Annotated in this window: 22 protein-coding genes, 1 pseudogene and 3 riboswitches; of the genes and pseudogenes, 10 read left to right on the top strand and 13 right to left on the bottom strand. The window is 74.5% G+C overall.

Annotation, left to right across the window (positions count from 1 at the left end; all coding sequences use genetic code 11):
- Positions 1–138: 138 nt before the first annotated feature.
- Positions 139–1059, top strand: a complete 921-nt coding sequence (locus tag ACFV0O_RS01685) for an alpha/beta hydrolase (RefSeq protein WP_380334843.1) — start codon at positions 139–141, stop codon at positions 1057–1059.
- A 193-nt stretch (positions 1060–1252) separates the two neighbouring features.
- A complete protein-coding gene (locus ACFV0O_RS01680) occupies positions 1253–2110 on the top strand; it encodes an NAD(P)H-binding protein (protein ID WP_380334840.1) in 858 nt (285 codons plus the stop codon).
- 67 nt (positions 2111–2177) lie between these two features.
- On the opposite strand, the gene ACFV0O_RS01675 is transcribed toward ACFV0O_RS01680, so the two are convergent.
- Both ACFV0O_RS01675 and ACFV0O_RS01670 read right to left on the bottom strand, forming a co-directional pair.
- Positions 2178–2990 (bottom strand): DUF1963 domain-containing protein, encoded by an 813-nt coding sequence (locus ACFV0O_RS01675; protein ID WP_380334838.1) that lies wholly within the window; start codon positions 2988–2990, stop codon positions 2178–2180.
- A gap of 115 nt (positions 2991–3105) precedes the next feature.
- Positions 3106–4509, bottom strand: a complete 1404-nt coding sequence (locus ACFV0O_RS01670) for a short-chain fatty acyl-CoA regulator family protein (RefSeq protein ID WP_380334835.1) — start codon at positions 4507–4509, stop codon at positions 3106–3108.
- Between the two features lie 438 nt (positions 4510–4947).
- Between ACFV0O_RS01670 and aceA the strand changes: the two genes are divergently transcribed.
- The 4 genes from aceA (at position 4948) to ACFV0O_RS01650 (ending at position 9785) form a co-directional block, all read left to right on the top strand.
- Complete coding sequence (gene aceA, locus ACFV0O_RS01665; protein ID WP_380334832.1) at positions 4948–6240, top strand: isocitrate lyase; 1293 nt, start codon at positions 4948–4950, stop codon at positions 6238–6240.
- Between the two features lie 98 nt (positions 6241–6338).
- Entirely contained in the window at positions 6339–7949 is a 1611-nt protein-coding gene (aceB, locus tag ACFV0O_RS01660) for a malate synthase A (protein ID WP_380334829.1), read from the top strand.
- Positions 7950–7976: 27 nt separating this feature from the next.
- Complete coding sequence (locus tag ACFV0O_RS01655; RefSeq protein WP_380334826.1) at positions 7977–8846, top strand: 3-hydroxybutyryl-CoA dehydrogenase; 870 nt, start codon at positions 7977–7979, stop codon at positions 8844–8846.
- Positions 8847–9320: 474 nt separating this feature from the next.
- Positions 9321–9785 (top strand): NUDIX hydrolase, encoded by a 465-nt coding sequence (locus ACFV0O_RS01650; protein ID WP_380334823.1) that lies wholly within the window; start codon positions 9321–9323, stop codon positions 9783–9785.
- Between the two features lie 69 nt (positions 9786–9854).
- Here the strand turns inward: ACFV0O_RS01650 and ACFV0O_RS01645 are convergent, their stop codons facing one another.
- Positions 9855–10400 carry an NUDIX hydrolase gene (locus ACFV0O_RS01645; protein WP_380334820.1) on the bottom strand — a complete coding sequence of 182 codons (546 nt, stop codon included), beginning with the start codon at positions 10398–10400 and terminating at the stop codon, positions 9855–9857.
- Between the two features lie 204 nt (positions 10401–10604).
- Here ACFV0O_RS01645 and ACFV0O_RS01640 point away from each other — a divergent pair, with 204 nt between their 5' ends.
- The 3 genes from ACFV0O_RS01640 (at position 10605) to ACFV0O_RS01630 (ending at position 12760) form a co-directional block, all read left to right on the top strand.
- On the top strand, positions 10605–11231 hold the full coding sequence (locus ACFV0O_RS01640; protein WP_380334818.1) for an HAD family hydrolase: 627 nt from the start codon (positions 10605–10607) through the stop codon (positions 11229–11231).
- Between the two features lie 99 nt (positions 11232–11330).
- The gene (locus ACFV0O_RS01635; RefSeq protein WP_380334815.1) at positions 11331–11999 is read left to right on the top strand and encodes a helix-turn-helix domain-containing protein; all 669 of its coding nucleotides are present in this window, start codon (positions 11331–11333) and stop codon (positions 11997–11999) included.
- 260 nt (positions 12000–12259) lie between these two features.
- Entirely contained in the window at positions 12260–12760 is a 501-nt protein-coding gene (locus tag ACFV0O_RS01630) for a hypothetical protein (protein WP_380334812.1), read from the top strand.
- Between the two features lie 139 nt (positions 12761–12899).
- Here ACFV0O_RS01630 and ACFV0O_RS01625 read toward each other — a convergent pair whose 3' ends face one another.
- Positions 12900–13691: an AraC family transcriptional regulator gene (locus ACFV0O_RS01625; protein WP_380334810.1), complete on the bottom strand. Its 792-nt coding sequence runs from the start codon at positions 13689–13691 to the stop codon at positions 12900–12902.
- Positions 13692–13747: 56 nt separating this feature from the next.
- Here ACFV0O_RS01625 and ACFV0O_RS01620 point away from each other — a divergent pair, with 56 nt between their 5' ends.
- Positions 13748–14347 carry a class I SAM-dependent methyltransferase gene (locus tag ACFV0O_RS01620; protein ID WP_380334804.1) on the top strand — a complete coding sequence of 200 codons (600 nt, stop codon included), beginning with the start codon at positions 13748–13750 and terminating at the stop codon, positions 14345–14347.
- Between the two features lie 99 nt (positions 14348–14446).
- On the opposite strand, the gene metE is transcribed toward ACFV0O_RS01620, so the two are convergent.
- The 9 genes and pseudogenes from metE to ACFV0O_RS01575 form a co-directional block, all read right to left on the bottom strand.
- A complete protein-coding gene (metE, locus tag ACFV0O_RS01615; protein WP_380334802.1) occupies positions 14447–16762 on the bottom strand; it encodes a 5-methyltetrahydropteroyltriglutamate--homocysteine S-methyltransferase in 2316 nt (771 codons plus the stop codon).
- 180 nt (positions 16763–16942) lie between these two features.
- Positions 16943–17146: riboswitch (cobalamin riboswitch) on the bottom strand.
- 46 nt (positions 17147–17192) lie between these two features.
- Positions 17193–17669 carry a hypothetical protein gene (locus ACFV0O_RS01610; protein WP_380334799.1) on the bottom strand — a complete coding sequence of 159 codons (477 nt, stop codon included), beginning with the start codon at positions 17667–17669 and terminating at the stop codon, positions 17193–17195.
- Between the two features lie 19 nt (positions 17670–17688).
- A complete protein-coding gene (locus ACFV0O_RS01605; RefSeq protein WP_380334796.1) occupies positions 17689–18537 on the bottom strand; it encodes an ECF transporter S component in 849 nt (282 codons plus the stop codon).
- Positions 18534–20177 carry an ABC transporter ATP-binding protein gene (locus ACFV0O_RS01600; RefSeq protein WP_380334793.1) on the bottom strand — a complete coding sequence of 548 codons (1644 nt, stop codon included), beginning with the start codon at positions 20175–20177 and terminating at the stop codon, positions 18534–18536. Before ACFV0O_RS01600 ends, ACFV0O_RS01605 begins: the two co-directional genes overlap by 4 nt.
- Positions 20174–21418, bottom strand: coding sequence for a CbiQ family ECF transporter T component (locus ACFV0O_RS01595; protein ID WP_380334791.1), 1245 nt, complete (start codon positions 21416–21418; stop codon positions 20174–20176). The genes ACFV0O_RS01600 and ACFV0O_RS01595 overlap by 4 nt, the downstream gene beginning before the upstream one ends.
- Positions 21419–21428: 10 nt before the next feature.
- Positions 21429–22568, bottom strand: coding sequence for a hypothetical protein (locus tag ACFV0O_RS01590; RefSeq protein WP_380334788.1), 1140 nt, complete (start codon positions 22566–22568; stop codon positions 21429–21431).
- A gap of 416 nt (positions 22569–22984) precedes the next feature.
- Positions 22985–24001 (bottom strand): annotated as a pseudogene (locus ACFV0O_RS01585) (prenyltransferase/squalene oxidase repeat-containing protein); the annotation flags it as partial.
- A gap of 322 nt (positions 24002–24323) precedes the next feature.
- Positions 24324–24455, bottom strand: a riboswitch (cobalamin riboswitch).
- Positions 24456–24642: 187 nt separating this feature from the next.
- Positions 24643–25122, bottom strand: a complete 480-nt coding sequence (locus tag ACFV0O_RS01580; RefSeq protein WP_380334785.1) for a flagellar hook-length control protein FliK — start codon at positions 25120–25122, stop codon at positions 24643–24645.
- A 29-nt stretch (positions 25123–25151) separates the two neighbouring features.
- Entirely contained in the window at positions 25152–26243 is a 1092-nt protein-coding gene (locus ACFV0O_RS01575) for a prenyltransferase/squalene oxidase repeat-containing protein (protein ID WP_380334782.1), read from the bottom strand.
- 100 nt (positions 26244–26343) lie between these two features.
- Positions 26344–26484, bottom strand: a riboswitch (cobalamin riboswitch).
- Positions 26485–26778: the final 294 nt, after the last annotated feature.

The raw sequence follows: 26778 nt of genomic DNA, 5'->3' as shown, positions 1-26778 counted from the left end.
CCGGGCCAACCCGGCTTGACCTCCAGCCCCCCGGGGGCCGCCGGCGGGGGCGGGGGGGGGGGGGGCGCGGGGGGCCCCCCCCCCCGCCCCCCCCACCTCCACAGCACCCCGAGAGACAGATCCACCACGGAGGCCGACGTGCCCACGCTCACACAACGGAAAGCAGTACGCTTCGCCAGCGGCGACACCTCGTGCGCCGCCTGGCACTACCCGGGGTCCAACGGCGGCTGCGTCATCATGGCCGGCGGAACCTCGGTGACGAAGGAACCGGCCACGGACCTGTTCGCCGCACGGTTCAACGAGGCCGGGTTCGCCGTCCTCGCCTTCGACCACCGCCGGTTCGGAGAGAGCGGGGGCCTTCCGCGCCAGATCCTCCGCGTCGACGAGCAGGTCGCCGACTGGCACGCCGCGATCGACTTCGCCGCCGGTCTCCCCGACGTCGACCCGGACGCGATCTCCGTCTGGGGCTTCTCGCTCGCGGGCGGCCACGTCTTCCGGGTCGCGGCCGAACACCCGCGACTGGCCTGTGCGATCGCCCAGACCCCGCTGGTCGACGCCCGCGCCGTCGCCCCCCACGCGCTGCGCTCCATGACGCCCCTCGCCCTGCTGCGGCTCCTCGGCCGGGGCGTCGCCGACGCGCTCGGCAGCCTCGTCGGACGCCCGCCGCTGCTGGTCCCGACCGCCGGACCGCGCGGCGCCGTCGCCTCCCTCACCACGGCCGACGCCATGGACTGCGACCGGGCGCTCGATCCCGACCGTCGCCACGCGAACTGGGAGCAGACCGTCGCCGCACGCCTGGCCCTGCAGATCGGCGGGTACCGGCCCGGGCTCCACGCCCCCCGGATCCGGTGCCCGCTGCTGGTGGTCGTCTGCGACCAGGACCAGAGCGCGCTCCCCGGCCCCGCCGTCCGCGCGGCCCGGAGCGCACCGCACGCCGAGGTCGTCCGGCTGTCCGGCCGTCACTACGCCCCGTTCCTCGAATCGCACGAACAGGCCGTCGAAGCGGAGATCTCGTTCCTGCGCGAGCACCTCGACCGCCGCCCCCGCGACGCCGGCTGAGGCGGCGCGCCGTCACCCCGGACCAGCGGTGGACCGGGAACCCGGCGGCAGGCCCGACCACCCGTCACCGGTGTCGAAGCCACCGTCGGAACCGCACAGCACCACGCCGGCGATCGGAACGCCGACGGTACGACCGCCCATCAGGGCCACAGGGGCACGAGGTGCCACCTGCCTTCCGGACAGGAGTCTGCACATGATCATGGTCACTGGCGCGACCGGAACCATCGGTCGCACCGTGGTGGAACACCTGGCGGCGCAGCGACGCGAGGTCGCCGCAGTCACCCGCGATCCGGCCGCCGGCGAGCCGGCCCACGGCGGGCCGGCCACCGGCGTCCGGCCGGTCGTCGGCGATCCGTCCAGGCCGCAGTCGCTGGCCCCGGCACTGGACGGCGTGGAGGCCCTCCTGCTCAGCCCGCGCGCCGTCGGCGGTGCGAGTGCCGAGCTGCTGGCGCTGGCGGCCGAGCACGGCGTGCGGCGCGTGGTGGTGCTGTCGGCCGTCACGGTCGAGTACGGCGGGGGGTACCGGCGCTTCGCCGAGGAGTTCGAGCGGGTCGAGGCCGCGGCCAGGGCCTCCGGGCTGCAGTGGACGTTCCTGCGGTGCGCCGACTTCGACGCCAACGCCCTCGCCTGGGCACCGCAGATCCGCGCGACCGGCCTCGTCCGGGGCGTGCACGGCGACGCGGCCACCTCCCCCGTCCACCAGCGGGACATCGCCGAGGTCGCCGTCCGGGCACTCGTGGACCCCGCCCACGCGGGCCGTGCGTACGCACTCACCGGGCCCGAGTCGCTCACCCAACGGGACAAGGCCCGGCTCATCGGCGAAGCCATCGGCAGGGAGCTGGCGTTCGCGGAAGTGCCGCCCGAGGAACTGCGCCGGGCGATGCTCGCCCAGGGGCTGCCCGAGGACGTGCCCGACCGCCTGATCGGCTACGCGGCCGCATGCCTGGAACAGCCGGGCCCGACGACGGACACCGTCCCGCGGCTCCTCGGACGCCCCGCCCTGACCTTCGCCACCTGGGCCGCCGAACACGCGGCGGCCTTCCGGGGCTGAAGCCTGCGGGACCGCCGACCGGGACACCGGCCGCCGCGCACCGGCCGCACCGGCGCGCGACGGCCGTTCAGGCGTCGTAGCGGTGGGCGAACGGGCGGCCGGGGCACGCGCGGCACTCGAACAGGTACACCCCGCCCAGGTCGCCGAGGCTCAGGTCCGCGCCCTTCCGGCGGAGGTCGCGGTCCTCGACCGGTGTCCACGTCAGCCGGCAGTCGTGGTCCTCGGTACTGTCCACGGTCAGCAGGTGGTCCATCGGTGCCCGGCAGGTCGGACAGTCCGGCCACCGCGGTTCCTGGCACCAGCCCGGGTAGCCGCCCAGCTTGATGCCCGGCGCGGTGGACAGGTGGAACTGGTAGTCCCAGCCCGTCTGCGCCTCCACCTGCTCGACGCGGGGTTCCAGGGCGTCCCAGAGCGTGTCCGGCAGGTCCCAGCTCGGGTACTCCGTGACCGGTTCCGGATGGACGACGCACGGCCGCGGCACCTGACCGTACCGGGCCTCCGGCGGTACCGGCGGGGCCTGCCGCACCTCGCCGACCTCCGCCGCGGACCGCCAGCGGACCAGCGGGACGACCCACTGCCCGTCGTGGGCGCGCGGGCACCACAGCACCTGGAGCAGGTCCCGCCCCTCCGGGAAGGGCACGAGGTCGGGCACGTCGGCACGGCGGACCTGCACGACCGCGACCATCGGCGATCCCGGGTGCTCCGGGCAGTCCGGCCACGGCTCCCGCGCCGGCCACAGCAGCGGGCCGCCCACCGAGCTGTCACCGGGGGCCGGCCGGCCCGCTCGCGGGTGCAGTCGCACGGCCTCCCGGCGGAAGGGGACGACCTCGGGAAACAGCTCTTCGACCGGCGCGGGGCGCGGGGGAGTTCGACGGGTCACCCGCGGACGGTACCGGTGACCGCGGTCCGGGCGCACCACGGTTTCGGCCCGCTCGGCGGGCGCAGCGGCCGGGCACAGCGGCCGGGCACAGCGGGCGGGCACAGCCGCCCGAAGGTCAGTGCCGGGGCGCGGGCACCGCCGGGTACGGGACGAAGGTGCTGGTGTGCTCGTCGACGGCGAGCGGGCGGCCGATGGCGGGTGCGGAGCGCTGCGGGCAGGCGGGGCGGTCGCAGACCTTGCAACCGAGGCCGATCGGGGTGGCGGCGGTCTCGTCGCCGAGGTCGAGCCCCGCCGAGTAGACGAGCCGTCCGGCGTGGCGCAGTTCGCAGCCGAGGCCGAGGGCGAAGGTCTTGGTGGGGCGGGCCCAGCCGCCCGGGGAGCGGGTGACGGCGCGGGCGGTCCAGAGGTAGCGGCGGCCGTCGGGCATGGCGGCGACCTGGACGTGGACGCGGCCGGGCGCGGCGAAGGCCTCGTAGACGTTCCACAGCGGGCAGGTGCCGCCGGTGCGGGAGAAGTGGAAGTCGGTGGCGGACTGGCGTTTGGAGACGTTGCCCGCCCGGTCGACCCGGACGAAGGAGAACGGCACGCCGCGCAGCCGGGGCCGCTGCAGGGTGCTGAGCCGGTGGCAGACCGTCTCGTAGCCGACGCCGAAGTGGTCGGCGAGGTGCTCGATGTCGTAGCGGGCGGATTCGGCCTCGGCGTGGAACGCGGTGTACGGGAGGACCAGCGCGGCGGCGAAGTAGTTGGCCAGGCCGATCCGGGTGAGCGACCAGGCGGTGCCGCCCTCCGGGCTGTCCTGGGCGGCAAGTTCGGACAGCAGCGGGTCGTGTTCCAGGTACGCCAGCTGGGTCGCCATCCGGAAGGCCTGCTGGCCCGGGCGCAGCCGGTCCGACAGGCTGAGGACCCTGGTGCGCGGGTCGAAGCTGTGCAGGTCCCCGCCGCCGGTGACGGTCCGTACGCCGTGGCCGGAGGCGAGCCGCTCGGCCAGGACCGCCCCGACCACGCCGCGCCGCAGGCCGATGGCGCTCGCCGACTCCTCGGCCGCGGTGTCGAGTTCGTCGACGTAGTTGCGACGGCGGTAGAAGAACTCGCGGACCTCCTCGTGCGGGGTGAGGGTGTCGGGCGCCGGGCCGCGGTCGCCGGCGAGGACGGCCAGTTGTTCGGCGACGGCCCGCCGGCCGCGGCCGAGGTCCATCAGCAGGCGGGCCACGGCGGGCAGCCGGGCGGCGAGTTCGTCGAGGTCGCCGGGGGTGACCCGGCCGGCCGCGAGCTCCTCGCCGAGGGCGTCGCGGAGTTCGGCGGTGAGCCGGGCGCTGTCCGGCGGGGCGAAGTACCCGGCCTCGACGCCGAAGGCCTCGGTGAGGCGCAGCAGCACGGGGACGGTGAGCGGGCGGGCGTCGTGCTCCAGCTGGTTGAGGTAGCTGGGTGACAGGTCGATCAGCCGGGCGAGGGCGGCCTGGCTGAGGCCGCGTTCCTCGCGCAGGCGGCGCAGCCGGGCGCCGGCGAAGGCCTTTCCCATGTCGTTCTCCCCCTGCGGGCGTCGGTGGTGCCGGCTGCCCCTGCGGGCGTCGGTGTGCCGGCGCGTCGGTGTGCCGGCGCGTCGGTGTGCCGGCCGGGCGGCGCAGCCGCGCGGTGCCGGTGGGGGCAGCGTAGCCGTGGCGGGGGGCTGCGGGCCTTCGCAACCTTCGCGGATTCGCCGGGGATCGTTCGCAGGACCTGGCAGCGGTCCACCGGTGACGGCGGCTCGGCGAGCTGCCAGAGTCGGTGGTGCGGCCGGGAGGTGCGCAGGACAGCAGCGGAACACCGGGCCGGTCGCGGCCGGGAGCGCTGTCCGGGCGTCCACGTCCTGCGGTGTTCCACCGCCGCCCGGCACCACCCGGCCGCCCACGCGCCCTCGCGGTGAGGTGCGTCACACCCTTCGCAACGAGCACAACGAACACCCTTGGGGAGCAGACCCATGACTCAGTCGGTTCGTCAGCAGCAGGAGCAGCGCGCGGCGGAGCTGGCCGCCCGGTGGACGTCCGACCCGCGGTGGGCCGGGATCGAGCGCACCTACACGGCGGCCGACGTGGTCCGGCTGTCGGGCACGGTACGCGAGGAGCACACCCTGGCCCGGCGCGGCGCCGAGCGCCTGTGGCGGCAGTTGCACGAGCAGGACTACGTCCACGCGCTCGGTGCGCTCACCGGCGGTCAGGCCGTGCAGATGGTGAAGGCCGGCCTGCAGGCGGTCTACCTGTCCGGCTGGCAGGTCGCGGCCGACGCCAACCAGGCCGGGCAGACCTACCCGGACCAGAGCCTCTACCCCGCCAACTCGGTTCCGCAGGTGGTGCGCAGGATCAACAACGCGCTGCTGCGGGCGGACGGGATCGACGCCGCCGAGGGCAACGACGGCCCGGACTGGCTGGTGCCGATCGTCGCCGACGCCGAGGCGGGTTTCGGCGGCCCGCTGAACGCGTTCGAGCTCACCAAGGGCATGATCGCGGCCGGCGCGGCGGGCATCCACTACGAGGACCAGCTGGCGTCCGAGAAGAAGTGCGGCCACCTCGGCGGCAAGGTCCTCGTGCCCACCGCGCAGCACGTCCGCACCCTCAACTCCGCCCGGCTGGCGGCCGACATCGCCGACGTGCCGACGCTGATCGTCGCCCGCACCGACGCGCTCGCCGCCAACCTGCTGACCAGCGACGTCGACGAGCGCGACGCCCGGTTCTGCACCGGTGAGCGCACCGCCGAGGGCTTCTACCGGGTCGAGCCCGGGATGGCGCCGGTGATCTCCCGCGGCCTCGCCTTCGCGCCGTACGCGGACCTGATCTGGGTGGAGACCGGCACCCCGGACCTCGCCCAGGCCCGCGAGTTCGCCGAGGCGCTGAAGGCCGAGTACCCGGACAAGATGCTGGCCTACAACTGCTCGCCGTCCTTCAACTGGAAGGCCGCGCTGGACGACGACCGGATCGCCAAGTTCCAGCGGGAGCTGGGCGCCATGGGCTACCGCTTCCAGTTCATCACGCTGGCCGGTTTCCACGCCCTGAACCACTCGATGTTCCAGCTGGCCCGCGGCTACGCCGAGCACGGCATGACGGCCTACGTCGACCTCCAGGAGGCCGAGTTCGCCGCGGTGCCGGACGGCTACACCGCGGTGAAGCACCAGCGCGAGGTCGGCACCGGCTACTTCGACCTGGTCTCCACCGCGCTCAACCCGAACGCCGAGACCCTGGCGCTCACCGGCTCCACCGAGGCCGAGCAGTTCCACTGAGCCACCCCTGGCGGCCCGTTGGGGACGAGCCGCCGTCCACCCCCGCCCGGGGCCTCGCCGAGGGACGAGGCCCCGGGCCCACCTTCCTGGAGAACCGGATGAGCCAGCCCAGCCGCGTCGAGATCCTCGGAACGCCCGAGGACCGCTTCGAGGAGGTCCTGACCCCCGAGGCACTCGCCTTCCTCGCCCGTCTGCACGACGGGTTCGCCGCCCGTCGCACCGAACTCCTCGCCGCACGCGAGCGCCGTGCCGCCGCGTTGGCCGCCGGCGGCACCCTCGACTTCCTGCCGGAGACCCGCGCCGTCCGGGAGGACCCCTCCTGGCGGGTGGCCGGCGCCGGCCCCGGCCTCGTCGACCGCCGGGTGGAGATCACCGGCCCGCCCGAACGCCGGATGACCGTCAACGCCCTCAACTCCGGCGCGAACGTGTGGCTCGCGGACTTCGAGGACGCCACCGCCCCGACCTGGCACAACCTCGTCACCGGCCAGCTCAACCTGATCGACGCGATCGACCGCCGGATCGACGACACCACGCCGGAGGGCAAGCGCTACTACGTCGGGGACGACCCGGCGACCATCGTGGTCCGTCCGCGCGGCTGGCACCTGGACGAACAGCACCTGCTGATCGACGGCCGCCCGGCCGTCGGCGCCCTGGTCGACTTCGGCCTCTACCTCTTCCACTGCGGCCGCCCGCAGATCGCGGCCGGCTCCGGCCCGTACGTCTACCTCCCCAAGCTGGAGAACCACCTCGAAGCCCGGCTGTGGAACGAGGTCTTCGCCTTCGCCCAGGCCGAGTTGGGCATCCCGCACGGGACGATCCGCGCCACCGTCCTGATCGAGACCGTCACCGCGGCCTTCGAGATGGACGAGATCCTCTACGAACTGCGCGAGCACGCCGCCGGGTTGAACGCCGGCCGCTGGGACTACCTGTTCAGCCTGATCAAGAACTTCGCCCACCACGGCCCCCGCTTCGTCCTGCCCGACCGCGCCACCCTCACCATGACCCAGCCGTTCCTGCGCGCCTACACCGACCTCCTGGTGCGCACCTGCCACCGGCGCGGCGCCCACGCCGTCGGCGGCATGGCCGCCGCGATCCCGCAGCGCGACCCCGCCGCCAACGAGGCCGCCCTGACCAGGGTCCGCGCCGACAAGGAACGCGAGGCCGGCGACGGCTTCGACGGCTCCTGGGTCGCCCACCCCGGCCTGGTCGACACCTGCCGCACCGCCTTCGACGCCGTCCTCGGCGACCGCCCGCACCAGCTCGACCGCACCCGCGAGGACGTCGAGGTCACCGCCGCCGACCTGCTCGGCGTCCAACGGCTCACCGCCGGCCTGCCCACCGAACAGGGCCTGCGCGCCAACGTCGCCGTCGCCCTGCGCTACCTGACGGCCTGGCTCGGCGGCTCCGGCGCCGTCGCCGTCTTCGGGCTGATGGAGGACGTCGCCACCGCCGAGATCGCCCGGTGCCAGATCTGGCAGTGGCAGCACCACTGCACCCGCCTCACCGGCGGCTCGCTCGCCACCCCGGACCTGGTGCGGCGGCTGATCGACCGTGAACGGGCCGCCCTGCTCGCCGAGGGCGCCGACCCGACGGCCGTGGACGACGCGGTGCGCATCCTGCAGGACACCGCCCTCGGCGCCGACCTGCCCGCCTTCCTCACCACCGAGGCCTACACCCGCCACCTCGTGCGGATCCGCACCGCGGCCTGAACCGCCCACCACGGAGGCAATCGCACCATGAACGACATACGCCGCGTCGCGGTCGTCGGCGCCGGACAGATGGGCGCCGGCATCGCCGAGGTCTTCGCCCGCGCCGGACTCGACACCGTCGTCTGCGAGAACGGCCGGGACGCCCTGCGCGCCGCCCGGGCCCGGATCGACCGCTCCCTGCACCGCGCCGTCGACCGCGGCCGGATCGACGAACGGCAGCGCACCGACGCCTGGGCCCACCTGCTGTTCGCCGACGACCCGGAAGCGCTCGCCGACCGCCAACTCGTCGTCGAAGCCGTCGTCGAGGACGAACGGGTCAAGACCGAGGTGCTCACCACTCTGGACAAGGTGCTCGTCGCCGACGACGCCGTCCTGGCCACCAACACCTCCGCCATCCCCGTCACCCGCCTGGGCATCGCCACCGGCCGGGCCACCCACGTCCTCGGCCTGCACTTCTTCAACCCGGCGCCGGCGATGCCGCTGGTCGAGCTGGTCACCTCGCTGCACACGGCTCCCACCGTCGTCGACCGGGTCGAGGCCTTCGCCCGGGACGTCCTCGGCAAGCACGTCGTCCGCTCCCGCGACCGGGCCGGCTTCATCGTCAACGCGCTGCTCGTGCCCTACCTGCTGTCCGCGATCCGGATGGCCGAGGCCGGCCACGCCACCCCCGAGGACATCGACGCCGGCATGGTCCACGGCTGCGCCCACCCCATGGGCCCGCTCGCCCTCGCCGACCTCATCGGCCTGGACACCGTCGAGGCGATCGCCCGGTCGATGTACGAGGAGTACAAGGAACCGCTGTACGCACCCCCGCCGCTGCTCTCCCGGATGGTCGAAGCCGGGCTGCTCGGCCGCAAGAGCGGGCGCGGGTTCTATGACTACACCGCGAGCGCCTGACCTGCAAAAACGTACCTTGGACGGCTGACATCCAGTCAGCATCAAGCGGCGCGGCCGAGACTCCGATGGTCTCGGCCGCGCCGCTCGATGCCGCCTCCGAAGGCCGTCGCTGTCGAACGGCCCTCGTGGCGGGCGGCGCACGACCGCTCCGAGGAGGCCCGACACATCGCTCAGGACCAGGCGGGCGAGCTGCTGGAGCCGACTCCCACGTTCCGCCTAGGTCTCGCACGCGGCGTCAACGTCGTCGCCGCTCTCCCGTGCCGCGATCATCGCCCGGTCGGCCTCAACCACGGTGACATGGAGGGGCAGCGGGTCATCCGGCAGGGGCAGGCTCTTGGGCTGCCGTCATGACGGGCAGCTCTGGCAGGATGACGCCGACCGCCCTGCCGAGATCCTGAGGTGCCCGTGAGTAGCGAGTGGACTGTCCATGGCAGCCGACCCATCTACGCAAGCTCGTGGGTCAACCTTGATCTTGTGGACGTCGAACCGCCGGGGCGCCCCCGCTACGAGCACCACCTGGTGAGGTTCGCTCCGGTGGCGGCCACGGTGGTCCTCAACGACCGTGACGAGGTGCTGATGATGTGGCGCCACCGGTTCGCCACGCAGACCTGGAACTGGGAGATTCCCTCGGGGATCGTGGAGGACGGGGAGTCCCTTGAGGCTGCGGCCGCCCGTGAGGTTCTGGAGGAGACCGGGTGGCGGGTGGACGTGGTCGGGCCGCTCGCCTACAACCAGCCGATCGGCGGCATGACCAACGCCGAACACCACGTGTTCCTCGCTCGCAACGCCCGGTTCGTCGCCCCGCCCGTGGATACACACGAGGCGGACCGCATCGAGTGGGTCCCGCTTGACCGCATCCAGGACATGATCGACCGCCGGGAGATCGTGGCCGGAGTCGCCGTCACCGGACTGCTGCAGGTGCTGGCCCGGCGCCCCTGACCAGCCAGGGCGGGCACGGGCCCCGCAGTGACCATGTCCCGGAGGTCGGCCACGATCGGTGCGCGCAGGTCAGGGGCGCCTGGCGAGGCGATGCGGGCCCAGGTAGTAGGAAAGCGCGGCATGCGAGGGGCCATCCGACACCTCGCCGGTCGTCAGCAGCCTGACCACCTCGGCCTCGGGCAGCCACTCGATGCGGGTCGACTCGGAGGCGTCCTCCGGGGCGCCGACCTGCGTGCAGCCGGTGATGTGGAAGCACCTGAAATGGGCGTCGCTGATGCCGGCCATGGCGTCGTACTCGGTCAGCAGCTCAACACGGCCGGGCCGCCAACCGGTCTCTTCCTCGACCTCGCGAGCGATGGCGACGGCCGGGTCCTCACCGGGCTCCGCCCAGCCGGCCGGGACCTCCCATCCCCACCGGCCGGTGATGAAGCGGTGCCGGTAGAGGAGGAGGAACCGGCCCTGGTCGTCGGTGACGACGGAGGTGGTCGAGGCCCGGGGGTAGCGGACGACGTGGTGGTCGATCCGGCCGAGGCCGGGCACCGCGACATCGTCGAGCCACACCTCCACCCAGGGGCTGCCGTACACCCGCCGACGTCCGAACGTCTCCCACTCCATGACCAGCCTCCTCACGCGTGGACCAGCTGTGCTGCCGACTCTCTCACGCGTGTGCCGAGTTCCAACACGGGCCTCTCCTGGGCCCAGGGCGCGAGGGACCTCTGCAGCACCTGGGCCCGCAGGACCAGCGGTGCGGGCCTGCTCTCGGATCGGGTGGGCACGCAGGACGAGAGAGCGATCGGCACACTCCCGTAGGCTCGGCCCATGCGCTCCGTGGTGTTCGACATCGGTGAGACCCTGACGAGTGACACCCGGTACTGGGGGGACTGGGCCCGGTGGCTCGGGGTTCCGCAGCACACGCTGTCGGCCCTGGTGGGCAAGGTGGTGGCCGAGGGTCGCGACAACGCGGACGCGATCCGGATCATCAAACCTGGCGTGGACGTGGGCGCCGAGTGGCGTGCCCGACAGACAGCCGGCCAGGGCGACCACCTCGACGAGACGGACCTCTACCCGGATGTGCGCCCGGCGCTGTCCCGGTTGCGTGAGGCCGGCCTGTGGGTGGGCATCGTGGGCAACCAGAACGCCGCGGTGTCCTCTCTGCTGCGTGGCCTCGATCTGCCAGCCGATGGCATCGCGACCTCGGCAGAGTGGGGCGTCTCGAAGCCCGGTCCCGGATTCTTCGAGCGGGTGACGGTGTGGGCACCGGGTGAGCCTCACGAGATCGTGTACGTGGGCGACCACCCGGCGAATGATGTGGCACCGGCCAAGGCGGCCGGCTTGCGAGCCGCACACCTCCGCCGCGGTCCGATTGGCCTCACCACCAGCGCGCCGGACGCGGACTGGACCGTGAACTCGCTGACCGAGCTGGCCGAGCTGCTGGCCGGCCTGTAGCAGGACCGCCCCGGCGGCATGGCCGCCAGGGCGAATCCGCCCAGCTCCCGCACGGGCGCCGGTACCGTTCCGGGTGCGACCACGGAACGGAGCCACACGATGCCCGGAACCACCGCTGCCGCGCTCGGTCAGCGCATCGAAACCGCCCGGCACGCTGCCGGATTGACTCGCCGCCAGGTCTGCGACGTCTCCGGCGTGAGCATCAGCATGATCCGCAAGACCGAGGGCGGCGAGCGCCGGCCCTCCGACGCCGTGCTCGACGCCCTCGCGCGGGCAGTCCAGACCACGCCGGAGGAGCTGCTGGGTGGCCCCCGCCGCACCGACAGCCGGGTCCACCAGGCCGTCCCCGAGCTGGCGCGCAAGCACCTACGGGACGCCGAGGTACTGGCCCGGCGCGTCCGGGAGCGGCTCCACGACGGCACCGCAGTCGGCCCGGACAGCCTGGAGATCCACCGGCTGGCGGTCGCGGTCGAGCTGGGCGAGCAGCAGGACCTCCAGGACGCGGTAACGGCAGCCACGCGCTGGGCGCCGCCGAGAGAGCTCCCGGCCGAACGCAGGAGCCACTACTACATCGACCTCGGCCGGGCGCACATGCTCCTCGGGCGCCCGCAGCACGCAAAGGAGTCGCTGCTGGTCGCGAGGCGGATCGCGCCGCAGCATGTACGAGAGCACGGCCAGGTCCGGGCCGAGCCGGCCACGCTGGTCAGGCTGTCCCGTGGTCGGGACGAGCAGTTGCTCCAGTTCGCGCGGTGGGCCAAAGCGGTCTGAGGAAGGTGCCACAGGTTGTGGCACCTTCGGGGGTCGCCGCCGGGGACGCTCAGGGGCGTGACGGAGACACCGAGCCCGCGGGTTGTCGACCCAGAGTCAATAGGCCCCACTCGGCTCCACGGGGAGACGTGCATCAGCTGCGGCTCGCCCGAGCCGCCGATGGTTGCGGCTGGCCACGTCTGCCCGTCGACCTGCTCCAGGACGGCGCCGCTCGGTCGGGTTGTCGTTACTCACCCGGTGTGCGTTGAGGAGGATCCGCGTTGATCGGTGACGACCTGACCGTTTCGGTGGATGGCCACCTGGAGCGCGTCACCAAACCGGCCCTGGAGGCCCTGGACGCGCTGTGGCAGACGGTCCGCGAGCTGCCGATCAGCGCGTACGAGCTGCGAGCCATGCGGTGGCTGCTCGACTCCGGCAGCACGACGGACCTGGAACGTCTGATGAACGGCAGCGGCTCCGTCGACTGGCCTCTCGGGCTGGCGGGCGGCGGCCAGGCCATCGTCCGCGTCTGGCACGGCGACGGCCTGACCCCGGCGCAACGGGTCGGCGCCCGGTACACCGTCGAACAGCTGCCGGCCGATGACCGGGGTAGGCGCCCGTGGGTGGTCCGGGACGCCGAGACCGGCGGCCTGGTCACCGCCGGCACCAGCCGGGTGCGTCCTCTTGAGTTCGCGATCGAGGAGTGCGTCGATGCGTGGGTCCGCGGTCAGGTCAACTTGGCCGGGTACCGCGTCATGCCGGGCGGGTCGGTGACCAGGTGACTGGTGATCAGATGGCTTGATCGAGCGCCTGCGGTGCCGGGCCGGGCCGACGGCAGGTCGGGCCGGCGGCGGGCCTCACCGGCTGCGGGTGCAGGCGCGGGTACGGGCTGCGGGTGCGGGTGCGGGTACGGGCGCGGGCTCAGACCTCCGGCGGACCGCCGTGGAAGTAGCTGCCGGGGGTGAGGCCGGTCTCCCGGACGAAGGCGGCGACGAAGGCGCTGGGCGTCGCGTAGCCGACGCGGCCCGCGACCCTGGTGACGGGCTCCCCCCGGGCGAGGTGCCCGAGGGCCGCGCGCAGCCGGACGGCGGTGCGCCAGCGGGCGAAGGTGAGGCCGGTGTCGGCGGCGAACGCGCGGGCCAGGGTCCTTGCGCTGGAGCCGACCTGACGCCCCCACTGGGCGAGGGTCCGCGGGTCGGCCGGGTCGGCGACCAGGGCGCGGGCGACGTCCAGGGCCCGGGGATCGGTGGGCATCAGCACCTCGATCGAGCGGGCGGCGACCGGCGCCAGGTTGTCGATCAGGACGGCCTGGGCCCGGGCCCGGTGCTCCGGAGCGAGGGCGGCCCCGGCCAGGTGGTCGATCAGGACGGCGACCAGCGGACCCACCGCCAACGGCTGGGGCAGTGACCAGTCGGGCAGCCCGGGGCCCGGGCTGATGTTCAGACTGCGCATGGCGGTGCTGGCCAGGGCGGCGGTCTGGTGCGGGGTGCCGGCCGGAATCCACAGCGCCCGGGTCGGCGGCAGGATCCACTCGCCGTCCCCGGTCGACACGGTCAGCACACCGTTACGAGCCCAGACGACCTGGTGCGTGTCGTGCCAGTGGGTGCCGAACCGACTGCCCGGCGCCAGCGCGTAGGCGCGCACCACGATCGCGGCGGCCACCTGGTCCGCGGTGCCCGGCGGACCGGCCGGAGGTTGTCCGTTTCGCGACATGATCTGGAAGCGTACGCGGTGGTGCCCCACCCGCGTCCTTTCCTAGCCTCTGAGGCATGAACCTCAACCACGCGCGAGTGTGCACCAGCCCCGAATGGGCCCGGCAGTTGCAGACCTCGGTGTTGCCCACGGTGACGGCCGGAGCCGAGTTGGGGACGGTGATGCTGGAGGTCGGCCCCGGCCCCGGTGCCGCCACCGACTGGCTGCGGCACCGCGTCGAGCGGCTCGTCGCGGTCGAGTACGAGCAGCCCGCCGCCGAGGCGCTCGCGGCCCGCTTCGCCGCCACCAACGTCGAGGTCCACCACGGCGACGCCACCGCGCTGTCCTTCCCCGACGACACCTTCGACTCGGTGGCCTGCTTCACGATGCTGCACCACGTCCCCACCCCGGCACTGCAGAACAGGCTGCTCGCCGAGGTCCTGCGGGTGCTGCGCCCCGGCGGCGTGCTGGTGGGCTCGGACAGCCTGCCCGGCGACGGGTTGCACCACTTCCACGAGGGCGACACCTACAACCCGGTGGAGCCGGCGGCCTTCCTGACGCGGTTGCAGACGCTGGGCTTCGTGGACCTCACCATCGGGGTGGGGGGCCGGTTGACCTTCGTCGCCCACAAGCCCGGCCCCGCCGCGGAGGACGACGGCGCCACCGGCATCCGCTGAGCGGCGGGCCCGTCCGTCCCTCCGCTGAGCGGCCGGGGGCCCGCCGGGGCGGGCACGGCACGCCGGCCGTGTCCGCCCCAGGGGTCCGTCCGCGTCCGGTCAGCCGGCGAGTTCCTCCCGCAGACGGCGGGCGGCGGCGACCAGGCTGTCCAGGGAGGCGCGGGTCTCCGGCCAGCCGCGGGTCTTCAGGCCGCAGTCGGGATTGACCCACAGCCGGTCGGCCGGGATCGCGGCGAGGCCGGCCCGCAGGAGGGAGACGACCTCCTCGGTGTTCGGGACGCGCGGGGAGTGGATGTCCCAGACGCCCGGGCCGACCTCGCGCGGGTAGCCGGCCGCTGCCAGCTCCCCGGCGACCTCCATGTGCGAGCGCGTCGCCTCCAGGGAGATGACGTCCGCGTCGAGGTCGTCGATGGCGGTCATGATCGCGCCGAACTCGGCGTAGCACATGTGGGTGTGGACCTGGGTGTCGGCGCGCACGCCCGAGGTCGCCAGCCGGAAGGACTCGGTGGCCCAGTCCAGGTAGGCCGGGCGGTCCGCGGCCCGCAGCGGCAGGGTCTCGCGCAGGGCCGGCTCGTCGACCTGGACGACGGCAGCGCCGGCGGCCTCCAGGTCGGTGACCTCGTCGCGCAGGGCGAGGGCGACCTGGCGGGCGGTGTCGGCGAGCGGCTGGTCGTCGCGGACGAAGGACCAGGCGAGCATGGTGACCGGGCCGGTGAGCATGCCCTTCACCGGTCGGTCGGTGAGGCCCTGCGCGTAGCCGAACCAGTCGACGGTCATCGGGTGCGGGCGGGAGATGTCCCCGGCGAGGACCGGCGGGCGCACGTACCGGGTGCCGTAGGACTGCACCCAGCCGTGCCGGGTGGCGAGGTAGCCGGTGAGCTGCTCGGCGAAGTACTGGACCATGTCGTTGCGCTCGGGCTCGCCGTGGACGAGGACGTCCAGGCCGGCCTTCTCCTGGTAGGCGATGACCTCGCGGACCTCGGCCGCCATCCGCTCCCGGTACGCGGCCGCGTCGATCCGGCCCGCCGTCAGGTCGGCCCGGGCGACGCGCAGTTCGGTGGTCTGCGGGAAGGAGCCGATGGTGGTGGTCGGCAGCAGCGGCAGGGCGAGGCGGGCGCGCTGGGCCTCGGCCCGCACGGGGTAGGGCTGGGGACGGCGGGCGTCGGCCCCGGTGACGGCGGCGACCCGGGCGCGCACGGCCGGGTCGCGGGTGATCGGCGAGTGGGCGCGGGAGGCGAGGTCGGCGCGGTTGGCGGCGAGTTCGGCGGTGATCGCGCCGGTGCCCTCGCGCAGGCCACGGGCGAGCAGCGCCGCCTCGGCGGCCTTCTGCCGGGCGAAGGCGAGCCAGCGCAGGATCTGCGGGTCGACGTCGCGTTCGGCGGCGGCGTCGAGGGGCACGTGCAGCAGGGAGCAGGAGGGCGCGACGTCGACCCGGTCGGCGAGACCGAGCAGGGTCGCCAGGGTGGCCAGCGACCTCTCCAGGTCGTTGATCCAGATGTTGCGCCCGTCGATCACCCCGGCCACCAGCCGCTTGCCGGGCAGCCCGCCCACGGCGGCGAGGTCGTCGAGGTTGCCGGCGGCCGGTCCGGTGAAGTCCAGTGCCAGGCCCTCGACCGGGGCCTTGGCAAGCACGGGCAGGGCCTCGCCGAGGCGGTCGAAGTAGCTCGCGACCAGGAGCTTCGGCCGGTCGGCGAGGGCGCCCAGGTCGCGGTAGGCGCGGGCGGCGGCGTTCAGGTCGGCCGGGGTGCGGTCCTGGACGAGGGCGGGCTCGTCCAGCTGGACCCACTGCGCCCCGGCCTCCTTCAGGGCGGCCAGCAGCTGGGCGTAGACCGGCAGCAGCCGGTCCAGCAGGGTGATCGGCCGGAAGTCGGCGTCAACGCCGGGGGCGGGCTTGGCGAGCAGCAGGTAGGTGACGGGGCCGACCAGCACCGGCCGGGCGGTGTGGCCGTCGGCGAGGGCCTCGCCGAGCTCCGCGACGGCCTTGGCCGGGTTCGCGAAGAAGACCGTGTCGGGGCCCAACTCGGGTACGAGGTAGTGGTAGTTGGTGTCGAACCACTTGGTCATCTCCAGTGGCGCGACGTCCTGGGTGCCGCGCGCCATGGCGAAGTAGCCGTCCAGCGGGTCGGCCTCGACGGCGTCCCGGTGCCGGGCGGGGATCGCACCGACCGCCACGGTGGTGTCCAGCACGTGGTCGTAGAGCGAGAAGTCGCCGGTCGGGACCTCCCGGACGCCGGCCCGGGCGAGCTGGGCCCGGTTCTCCCGGCGCAGGTCGGCGGCGGTGGTCAGCAGCGCCTCCGCGGTGACCGCGCCCTTCCAGTACCCCTCGATCGCCTTCTTCAGTTCCCGGTTGCGGCCCTGGCGGGGGTAGCCGTGCACGGTGGCGAGGGTTGCCGCGGCTGCGGACTTCGTGGTCAAGGGACTCTCCTTCGCGAGTCTTGCTCCTCAGAGATCCGGAGACGACACGAGGGCGCGAAGGGATGACGGACCGGGCAGCGGCCGCTGCGGAACGTGCGGGGCCTGATCTGCCGGGTATGGTCGCCGACCCGCCCACGAGGTCACCGGATGGCCGCACGCGGATGGTCCGCGGGCGGGCAGTGGCAGGTCTTCGGACTCGCGGGCACGCCCACCCTGTCGAGGGCGGACACCTACTGGCCGTCGCTTCCCAGCCCCTCCCGGGCCCAGTGCGTATGACGGCGGTCGTTCCCACTCACCGCTGCGGGGCAGTCCCGGACTGGCCGATCGAACGGCGTCACCGGGTTCCCTCTTGCGACGCGCCTGCCTGGCGGACAGGGCGAACCAGCTGCTCCGCCAGCTTAGGGGCAAACGGCGGGGGCCGGAGCGGAAATCACCTGCGGCGTCCGGATGGTGAGACTCCGCCGCCGTCCCTGGTGGTGCCGGACGCCCGTTCGTGCGGCCGGCGGCCGGGGGCGCGTCGCGGCTCCGCCGGGGGCGGCAGGAAGGCCCGGATGTCCGCGAGCAGTTCGGGCAGGCCCCGGCCGGGGTCGGGCCGCGCGGTCGGGTCGGTTGCCGGGGCGGCATGCGTCCCGGCGTCCGGGCCGGTGTCCGTCCCGGCGTCCTGGTCGGTATTCGTCCCGGCACTCGCCGGCCCGACCCGATCGGCGGGGACGCCCGCCAGCACCCGTTCGGCTTCGCCCAGCAGTTGCAGCGCCCGGTGGAGGTCGAGCCGCATCCGGGCCACCTGGGCCTGTGCCCCGCCCAGTTGACGGCGGGCGGATTCGAGACCGGCGTGCTGCTCCGGGGTCAGCAGGACCACGTCGGTCCCGTCCACCGTCGCCGTTCGGGGCTTCTCACGCTTGGGCATGGCGGCGGGACCTCCCGGTTCAGGAGCGCACCGGCCCGGCGGGCAGCGGACCGGCGACCGGGCCCGCCGCGGCTCCGGTGCCGTCCGGGGCCTCGAAACGCACCGTGGGCTCGAAGTTGGCGCGGCGGGCCGCGCGGCGGAAGACGGTCAGCACGGCCGGCCCGACGACGAGCACGGCGGTGAAGGTGGTGACGGCGCGGCCGGTGTCCCAGCCGAGCGAGGTGGCGAGGTCGAACAGCAGGTAGCGGTGCCACTGCTCGGTGAAGGGCAGGCCCGGGAGGTAGGCGATCGAGCTGTTCGGGTCGGTGGAGAACGGCCAGAAGGACAGGTTCAGCAGGAAGCCGAAGAGGTACCCGGAGAACGCCCCGTACCCGGCCAGCATCGGCACCTCCCAGCGCCGCCGGGCCGGCGGGAGCAGCCCGGCGAGCATGCCGACGAAGGCGCAGCCGAACATCTGGTAGGGCATCCAGGGGCCGACGCCGCCGGTGAGCAGGGCGGAGGCGAACAGTGAGGTGCAGCCGAGGGTGAAGCCGAAGCCGGGGCCGAAGACCCGGCCGGCCAGGACGAGGACGAAGAAGACCGTCTCCACCCCGGCCGTGCCGGCGCCGAGCGGGCGCAGCCCGGCGTTGACGGCGGACAGGACGCCGAGCATGGCGAGGGCCTTGGCGTCGATGCCCCCGGCCGAGATCTCGGCGATGACGACGGCGAGGACCAGGACGAGGAGTGCGCCGAAGATCAGCGGCGGGGCGTAGTTGGAGCCGAACGTCCCGGGGGCGACGACGAACGGCCAGGTGAAGGCGACCAGGCCGATGAAGGCGGCCAGGGCGACAACGATCCGGGCCCGGCCGGGGATCCGGACGGCGGTCACCGGGCCGTCTCCACGGCTTCCAGCACCCCGGCGACCTGATCGACCGTCAGGTAGCCGAGCGGGGCGAGGATCTTGGCGGTCTGGGGGGCGAAGGTGGGCGAGGCGACGATCACCTCGGCGGTGGGGCCGTCGGCGACAACCTCCCCCTCGGCCATCACGACCACGCGGTCGGCGGCGGAGGCGACGAATTCGACGTCGTGGGTGGAGACCACGACGGTCCGGCCCTCGGCGGCGAGGGCGTCCACGATGCCGGTGAGCGCCGCCTTCGCCCGGTAGTCGAGCCCCCGGGTCGGCTCGTCCAGCAGGACGACCCGTGGTGCGGCGGCCAGTTGGATCGCCAGGACGAGCGCCAGCTGCTGCCCCTCGGAGAGGTCCCGGGGGTGGGTGTCGTCCGGGATCCCGGGGGCCAGGCGGTCGAGGAGCTGCCGCGCGGTCGGCCCGCCCGCGCGCTCGGATTCCAGGTCGCCCTGGGCGAGTTCCTGCGCCACCGTCTCCAGGTACAGCAGGTCGGTGGGGGTCTGCGGGACGAGCCCGACCAGCTGCCGGGCCCGGGCGGCGGGCAGGCGCTTGGGGTCCGCGGCCGGACCGCCCCCGGTGCCGGTGGCCTTGACGCTGCCGCCCTGGCGGGGGCCGGAGCCCTGCAGGGCCCACAGGAGCGAGGACTTCCCGGAGCCGTTGCGGCCCATCAGCGCCGTGACCTCGCCCGCGCGCAACGCCAGGTCGACGTCCCGGACGGCGGCGACCGGACCGTACCGGACGACCACCCCCCGGGCGTCCAGCACCCGTTCCCCCGCCGCGGCTGCCCGGCGCGGCGGGGGAACGGGCACGTCGGTGAGCCGCTGCCGCAGCGGGGCCGCGGCGCGGCGGGCGTCCCGGACGGACAGCGGCAGCGGCTGCCAGCCCGCCAGCCGGCCGAGGCCGACGACGGGCGGCGCGATCGCGGTGCTCCGGAAGACCTCCGCGGGCGGCCCGTGCACGACCGTCCCGTCGCCGGGCAGGTAGGCGACCCGGTCGGCGTACTGGACGACGCGTTCCAGGCGGTGTTCGGCGAGCAGGACGGTCACGCCGAGGTCGTGGACCAGCCGGGTGATCGCGGCCAGCACCTCCTCGGCGGCGGTCGGGTCGAGCGCGGAGGTCGGCTCGTCCAGGACCAGCACACGTGGGTGCGCGGTGAGCACCGAGCCGATGGCGACGCGCTGTTGCTGGCCGCCGGAGAGCTCGTACAGGGCGCGGTGGCGCAGGTCGGCCAGGCCGAGCAGGTCGAGGGTCTCCTCGACGCGCTTGCGCATGACCTCCGGCGGGATCGCCAACTGCTCCATGACGTAGGCCAGTTCCTCCTCCACCGTGTCGGTGGTGAAGCCGGCCAGCGGATCCTGTCCCACCACGCCGACCACGTCGGCGAGTTCGCGCGGCGGGTGGTCGGCGGTGTCGCGGCCGTCCACGGTGACCCGGCCGCGCAGGGTGCCGCCGGTGAAGTGCGGCACCAGGCCGTTGACGGCGCCGAGCAGGGTGGACTTGCCGGCGCCGGTTCGGCCGACCACCAGGCAGAGCTCACCCTCCGGGACGTACAGGTCGACGTCGTGCAGGACGGGCGTGGTCTCGCCGTCGTACACCACGCCGACCCGGTCGAATCGGATCACGTGCTCACCTCGGAGGTCGTGCGGTCGGGGCGGGTCGTGCGGTCGGTGCGGGTGGTGCGGTCGGTGCGGGTGGCCGGACGCGGCCCGGGCACGCCGGCGGGCTCGGGCGTGCGGCCGGGCGGCGGCGAGACGATCCCGGCGGCGCCCGCCAGCAGCAGGGCGAGCACCGGGACGAGCGGCAGCGCCGGCCAGGTCAGCGGGTACAGGGACGGGTTGAGGTCGGTGGCGTCGTAGCCGACGGTGGCGAACAGCAGGACCGCGGCGGTCACCCCGCAGCCGGCCACCGCCCATTCGGCGGCCCGCCAGCGGTCCGGCCGGTACGTGGTGCGCCGCACCCGCCGCCCGCCGAGCAGCAGACCCGCCACGCAGAGCACGGCGCCCACCACGAAGGCCGGCAGGCCCAGCGCGGCGGGGGCCGTACCGTCCAGCAGCCCGTACACCCCGGCGCACAGGCCGCACATGCCGAGCAGCATCAGCGCTCCGGTGAGCCGGCGGGAGCGGCGCGAGGCGGTGCCGGAGCGTCCGTAGCCGCGCGAGTCCATCGCGGCGGCCAGAGCGAGCGAGCGTTCCAGCGCGTCCTCCAGGACCGGGACGACGATGCCGCGCAACGCGCGCACGCCCGTGCGCCGCCCGGCGCGCAACCGCCGCGCTCTGGCGACGCGTTGGACGCTCTGCACCAGCTGGGGCGCGACGCTCAGCGACACCGTGACGGCGACACCCAGCTCGTAGAGCGCCCCGGGCAGCACGCGCAGCGCCCGCTTGGGGTTGGCCAGGGTGTTGGCGGCGCCGATGCAGCAGATCAGGCAGGCCAGGCGCAGCCCGTCGAACGCCGCGGAGAGCGTCGCCTCCAGCGAGACCGGGCCGCCGATCCGGATGCCCGCGTACCAGGCGGGGGTCGGGATGTGCGGCAGCGAGAACAGCAGGTGGTCGTGCGGGGTGATGCCGGTCGCGAAGACGCAGCGGAAGACCACCCGGATCGCCACCACACTCAGGGCCACCCACAGGTAGTAGGTGAACCCGCGCGCCCACGGGGCCTCGCTGCGGCGGGCGGTGACCACGTAGCCGAGCACGGCGAGGACGAGCAGGAGCAGCAGCGGGTTGGTGGTGCGGCTGGCCGCCGTGGCGAGGGCGAGCGCCCACGTCCACCAGGCCAGCGGGTGCAGGTTCCGCGGGCTGCGCCGACTGCCCCCGCCCCGCGCGGGGGCGGTGGCCGGGGAGCCGGCGGCGTGCTTGTCGGGCATGGTCACCGGATCACTCGGCCTGTCGTCGGCGGCGGCGCGCGGTGACCACGGTCGCCACGCCCAGGACCACGACGAGGACGGAGCCCACCACGGCGGGGACCATCGAGCCGGAGTCGTGCGGGGTGTCGGCCACCGGGTCGGCGTTCACCACGCCGCCGGGCACGGCGGGGGTGGCCGTCGGCGCGGCCGCCGCGGCCTGCTCCGTCGGCCGGTCGCTCGGGGTGTCCGTCGGCGCCGCCGTGGGCGGGTCGACCAGCACCGGTGTGGCGGGTACCGGCGTCGGCTCGGGGGCGCCCGGCGGGGTGATGCCGTCCTCGGGGGTGCCGGCGGTGCCGTTCCCCGGGGGCGTCACCGGCGCCGGCGGACGGGCTCCGCCCGCCGGAGGCCTGGCGGGGGCCGGGGCACGGCCGGTCCCGGATCCACCGGTCGTGCCGGTGGATCCGCCGGAGCCGCTGCCGCCGGTCGTCCCGGCACCACCACTCGTCGACCCGCTGCCGGAACCGCCCGAGCCACCGCCGGAGCCGCCGCCCGAGCCACCGCCGGAGCCGCCCGCAGTGCCCTGACCCGGGTCGGCGGGCTGCCCACCGGGGCCGGCGTTGAGCGCCCGGACGCTGTCCGGCGAGAAGGCCGGACGCCCCTCGGTGCCCTCGATGTCGGTCCCGCCGAAGATCCACAGGTCGACGCTGCCGGGCTTCGGCTGGTAGAGCATCGCACCGAGCTGACTGTACGACCAGGTGTTCTGCCCAGGATCGGCGTGCCAGTACGACCAGTAGGCCGTGGCCGGGGGCGTCAGGACGCACTTCTCCTGATCCGGGGTCGGGAACTGCTTGCCGCCCTGGAAGCCGCCGTAGCCGATCCGGCAGATGAACGCCGGGCCGTCGTGACCGGTGCCGGTGGTCTTCCAGCCGCCCTGGTTGAGCAGGGCGTACCCGGTGGTCGGGGTGGTGCCGCAGGAGCGCAGCAGCGGGCCGCCCCACCTCCCGAAGTCCACCGCGAGGACGACGCCCGAGGTGGTGGTGCACTGGTCCATCGGCAACGGCGCCGCCACCGCGGGGGCGGCGCCCACGGCGACGCCACCGCAGGCGAGCGCGAAGGTCAGCGCCGCCGCCCCGGACAACCGCCCGAGGCGCGTGGCGCGTCCCCGGCTCACCGGTGCCGCCCCGGGGCCGCGGTGCGGCGGCGACGGGCGACCAGGACGGCCGCGGCGCCGAGCGCGGTCAGCGCACCGGCAGCCGCGGTCAGGGTCAGCGCCTGGGTTCCGGTGCTCGCGAGGTTGCCGGAACCGGTCTGCCCCGACACGCTCCCGGCCCGGGCGTCGGCGCCGCCCGCCGGGGCGTCGACGCCGCCGGCCCCCCGGGTGGTCGGGCCACCGCCGGTCGAGGGCACGTCGGTGACCGGGGCCGACGCAGTCGTGGTGGGCGAGCCCGTCGGGGTACCGGAGGACGTTCCTGTCGGAGTACCGGTCGGTGTGTCGGTGGGAGTGCCCGTCGGCGTCCCCGTCGGCGTACCGGTGGGCGTACCGGTGGGCGTACCGGTGGGCGTTCCTGTCGGCGTACCGGTCGGCGTCCCCGAGGGAGTCGGCGTCGGAGTACCGCCGAGGTTGCGGGTCAGCGTGCCGAAGGAGATCCCGGTGGCACCACCGAGCACCTGGGTGGAGGCGCGGACGTCCGAACCCCGCTGGCCGGCGGAGGCGACGTTGAACCCGCCGTCGCCGTTCTGCTGCCCGGCGAGGAAGTCGAGCGCCTTGGCGATCCGACCGCCGTAGTCGGCCTTGCGCAGCGTCATGCCCTGGACGGCCAGCGCGGCCGAGTTGGTGGAGTCGCCGGCCGCACCGGGGAAGCCGCCGTCGGGCAGCTGCCGCGCGGCGAGCCAGCCGAGCCCCCTGTCGACCGCCTGCGCCGCCTCGTCCCCGGGCACGAGGGCCAGGGCCATGACGGCCATCGCCGTGCTGTCCGCGTCGGAGTCGCCGGTGGCGGGGATCAGGCTCGGCCAGGAGCCGTCCGCGTGCTGGAGGCCCTTCAGGTAGGCGATCGCAGGGGCTGCGTTGGCGGCGTCCCCGGCCCGGAGCTGGGCCATGACGGCGAGTGCCTGGGAGAAGACCGAGGTGGCGTAGGCGTAGTTGCCGGGGGCGTCACAGCCGCTGTTCGCGTCGGCCTTGGTGCACACCAGCGCGGCGAGGGCGGCGATCAGGTCGTGGCCGCCGAAGTTCCGCGGGTCGCGGCCGACGGCCTCGGCGAGCAGCGCCTCCTTGCCGATCGAGCCGCCGCCGGCGTACTCGGTGCCGATGGCCGTCCAGTCGTTGACGGTGCGCTCGCTCGCGTCCTTGCCCTGCTGGTCGAGGAAGTCGACGATCCTGCGCAGCGCGGCGTCGTCGGTGCCGGTGGCGGCGAGGGCGTAGGCGCCGTCGATGGTGAGGCCGAAGTCGGCGAAGGCCGGGAAGCCCTCGTAGTAGTGGCCGTCGATGAGCCGGGCCGGGTCGGTGAGGTAGGCGCCACCCTTGGCGGCGTCCGGGGTCCGGCCCTCGGGCGGCGTGGTGGTGCCGGGGTTGCCGGCGTCGTGCGGCGGGTTCGCGCCCGTCGTGGGGCGGGCGTCACAGCCCCGGGTGGCGCTGCGGCCCCGGTGATCGACGTCGAACGTGCCCGCCGTCGCCGTGCACTGCCCGATCGGGTCGGCTGCGGCGGTACCGGGGTGGCCGAGCAGGACGGTGCTGCACGCGGCGACCGCGACGGTGCCGGCGACCACCAGCGACGCGAGGTCCCGGTTCCTGTGACGTGTGCGACTGCTGCTGACCCTCACGACGACTCCCTGGTCGGTCGACACGGGAGACACGGCGCAGCCGACGGCCGCCCGCCGGGAACGCGGGGGCGTCAAGAGCTGCGTCGTAGTCCGCGACGACGCAAGTGCTGTGTGAACAGACCCCCGGTCCAGGCATTCCGGCTCACCCACCGGGCGGTGGGTCTACGGTTGCGGGTCAGCGCCGGAATCGGACCGGCTTCCCCTGAATGCCGAGGGTGAAAAACCGGTTCATCAGACCACGGCGTCCGACGGGGAGTCAACGGGTCGTCAGGTCACTGGCGTCCCTTGGCGCCTGCCTCCGGACGCGCACCCGTCGACGCCGGCGCCCCCACCACCGAATCCGGGCACGCCGGTGCACCCGGCCCCCTGTCCGGACAGGGGGCCGGGGCTCCGGTGGCGCCGCCGTTGGCCGGCCGCGCCGACGGGCGTCAGGGGGCGGTGATGCCCGGCTGGGCGCCCGCGCCGAAGGACCAGCCCTCGACGTCTCCGGGCGCCGGGTTGTAGCTGCCCGCGCCGAGATTGCTGTACGACCAGGGGCCGCCGTGCTGGGCGTGCCAGTACGACCAGTAGGCGCTGCCGGTCGGGTTGGTGCAGGTGGCCGGCAGCGCGTTGATCTTGCAGACGAAGCCGGGGAACCTCGGGTGGAAGGCGTAGGAGAACCCGGCGCCGGTGAGCGCGGCGAGTCCGCTGGCCGGGTCGCCGGGGGCGCAGCCGGTTTCGATGCCGCCGCCGACGGCCGTGAAGTCGACCACGACGGTGACGCCGGTGGTCCCGTCGCAGGCGGCGGCCTGCGCCTGCGGGGCCTGCGCGGCGGAGACGCCGAGCAGGCCGGCGGTGAGGGCGGCGGCTGCGGCGATCGAGCCGAGCGTGCGGCGGGCAGGTCGGGCAGGGGTGAGGGTGTCGTTCATCGGTGAACTCCTCGCAGTGTCGGGCCAGTTCAGCGGACGGCCGGTGCCGGGCAGAGCAGCGTGGGGGCGTCGGGGCGGGCCCCGGCGGCGGAGAGGGTGGCGAGCGGGGTGCCCGCGAGACCGAGGACGGCCTGCGCGGTGGCCCGGGCGCCGGTGCCCGCGGTGAAGCCGGTGGCGTCGTAGGCGACGGCGCCGCGCACCGCCGGGTCGGCGGCGCAGCCCTGCTGGAGCTTGACCAGTCGGCTCCAGCCCTTGAGGCCGGCGCCGAAGTGCCCACCGGCCAGCAGCGCCTGGGTGGCCAGGCCGGTGGTGTTGGCGTTGGAGGCGGTTGCCCCGGCCGCCGCGAAGCCGCCGTCGGCGTTCTGGTGGGTGGTGAGCCAGGTGAGGCCGGCGTTGGCCTTGGCGGTGCGGCCGGTGGCGGCGAGGGCCTGGACGGCGAGCGCGGTGGCGTCCGCGTCGCTCGCGCAGGTGGTCTGGCCGAAGGCGACGGGGAAGCCGCCGTCGGCGCACTGGCTGTTCGCGAGGTAGTCGACGGCCGCCGCCGGGGCGTCACCGGGCGTGCGGTGCAGGGCGATCAGGGCCAGCGACTGGCCGAAGGCGTTGCTGTAGTCGCCCCACTGGGAGCGGTCGGAGAAGCGGCCCTCGGCGGTCCGGAGGGAGCGCAGCCGGGCGGGCAGGTCGACGCCGCCGAAGCTCGCCGGGTTCTCGCCGCGGACCTCGGCGGCGAGCAGCAGTTTGGCGGTGGCGCCGGCGTAGGCCTCGGTGGTGCCGTCGCCGAGGTAGCCGCTGATGATCTCGGGCTTGGCGAGCCAGGCGGTGGCCTTGGCGGCGGCCAGGTCGGAGCCGTGGGAGGCGGCGAAGGCGAGTACGGCGTCGACGGTCAGGCCCTGGTCGGGGTAGGCGGTGCCGTTGAAGACGGACTCGAAGTGGTCGCCGTCGACGAGTTGGCGGGCCAGCCAGCCGGCCGCGGCGGCGTCCGGACGGACCGTGACGGAGGCCGACGCTGCGGGGGCCGACGTCGCGGGGGTCGGCGCGGCGTGCGCGGCGGCGGCCGGGAGCACGGTGGCGAGGGCCAGGGCGGGTATCGCGAGCAGACCGAGGGTGCGGCGGAGCGCGGGCATGGGTGCCTTTCCGGGCCTGGACGCAGGGGCCCGGAGGACGTCGGCGAACGCGCCGGGGCAGCCCTCGGAGCTCCGGCCCGCAGACCACGACGGGAGGAGGGGACGACACACCTCCGCCGACGGGTACTCGGGCTCGCCGCCGACGTGGAGCCGGAGGCCTACCGTTGCGGGTCAGCGCCGGATTCGGACCGGACTTCCCCCAGCGGCGGAGTCACTACATGACGGCCCATCATGGCGAGACGGAAAAGATCCGGTCAAGGGTTCGTGCGTCACATCACGGTGCTGCCCGTGGGGTCCACCGGTCACCGGCGGGCGGGGCGGGTGCGCGTGGAGCCGTCCGCCGGGCCCGGAGGGGCGCGTGGGGCCGCCTTCGGGCCGGGAGGATCAACCCGCCTCTTCCGCTGGACAATTGATGGGCAAAGCCCGGTAAAGGCTGCGAGCGGCGCCTTGAGCCCGCCGACGACCCGTCAGTAACCTCATGGCGGTGCCGAAGCGGCCGCACTCGACCGCGAACGGTACGGAACTCCGACATGCC

The organism is Kitasatospora sp. NPDC059577 (assembly GCF_042735475.1).
Classification (GTDB): Bacteria; Actinomycetota; Actinomycetes; order Streptomycetales; family Streptomycetaceae; genus Kitasatospora.
The sequence above is the reverse complement of the archived record's forward strand: the minus strand, read 5'-3'. Positions and strand labels throughout refer to the sequence as shown.